The 1,258-nt window shown below is 71.7% G+C and carries 2 protein-coding genes; both read right to left on the bottom strand.

The window, feature by feature from the left end; all coding sequences use genetic code 11:
- Window positions 1-378, bottom strand: a 378-nt coding sequence (locus tag BGO15_RS10650) for a prephenate dehydrogenase/arogenate dehydrogenase family protein (protein WP_286748258.1), incomplete at its 3' end; no start/stop codon positions are given.
- Window positions 375-1,193 (bottom strand): pseudouridine synthase, encoded by an 819-nt coding sequence (locus tag BGO15_RS10645; protein WP_286748256.1) that lies wholly within the window; start codon window positions 1,191-1,193, stop codon window positions 375-377. The genes BGO15_RS10650 and BGO15_RS10645, both read right to left, overlap by 4 nt.
- Between the last annotated feature and the right edge of the window lie 65 nt (window positions 1,194-1,258).

Raw genomic sequence — 1,258 nt, 5'->3', positions numbered from 1 at the left:
GTGGGATCCGATGTAGTGGGTGAGGTCGATGCCGCGCGCGCGCAGGTCGCGCAGGGGCTCCAGCTTGACGCTCGCGACATCGGTGACCACGGCGCCGGGGTGGGCGGCGAGCTCGCGAGCGATCACGTCGGCGGTGACATCCGGCGGCACGGCCACCACGACGAGGCGGGGGCTGTCGTCGTCCCGGGCGGGGCGACCCGCGCCGTAGTCGACGGCGAGGCGCAGCTGCGCGGGCGACGTGTCGGACAGCGCGACATCCACGCCCAGCGCGCTGAGGGCGTGCCCGATGCTGGCACCGAGAAGACCTGCACCGACGATCCGGACCGTGCCGGACGTGCGCGCGGCCACGCGTGCACGCGCGGTCGTGTTCTCGGTCACTGGTTCTCCTGATCGGCCCCCGGCGGTGTCGAGTCGTCCGCCTCGCGGCGCGCGGATGCCTCGGGCGCATCGTTGTCACGACGGGCCAAGGTGAGAAGTGCGCCGCGTTCCACCTTAGTCAACTCGCGTGCACGCCCCGCAGGGAGCGTTCCCAGGTGGAGCGGGCCGAACTGGCGGCGGACCAGCTCCACGACGGGATGCCCGACCGCGGCCATCATCCGTCGCACGATCCGGTTGCGCCCCGAGTGCAGGGTGAGCTCGACCAGGCTCGTCCCGCCCGACACGTCGAGCAGGCGCGCCTTGTCCGCCGCGATCGGACCGTCGTCGAGCTCGACGCCGCGCGTGAGGCGTCCGATCGTCTGCGGCGTGACCCGGCCGTCGACCTTCGCGACGTACACCTTGGTGACCCCGAACGACGGGTGCGCCAGCACGTGCGCGAGCTCGCCGTCGTTCGTGAGGACGAGCAGGCCGCTCGTCTCGGCATCCAGGCGCCCGACGTTGTAGAGCCGCTCGGGCCACTCCCGTGTGAACTGCCGGAGGTCGGCGCGTCCGCGTTCGTCGCGCATCGAGCTGACCACACCGGTGGGTTTGTTGAGCATCACGTAGCGGCGGCTCTGGTCGAGCTGCACGGCGGTGCCGTCGACGTCCACGAGGTCCCGATCGGGATGGATGCGCGAGCCGAGCTCGCTGACCACCGTGCCGTTCACGCGGATCCTGCCCGCGACGATCATGTCCTCGACCACGCGGCGTGACGCGACACCGGCGTTGGCGAGGGCCTTCTGCAGGCGCACGCCCTCCGCGGACTCCTCGCTCATCGTCCGATCCCATCGCCGAAGGCGTCCGAGCCGACCGTGTCGACGTCGTCCAGCAGCGGCGAGAT

Source organism: Microbacterium sp. 71-23 (genome assembly GCF_001897265.1).
Lineage (GTDB): Bacteria > Actinomycetota > Actinomycetes > Actinomycetales > Microbacteriaceae > Microbacterium > Microbacterium ginsengisoli.
Note: the sequence above shows the minus strand (reverse complement) of the source record. Positions and strands in the feature narration are given on the sequence as shown.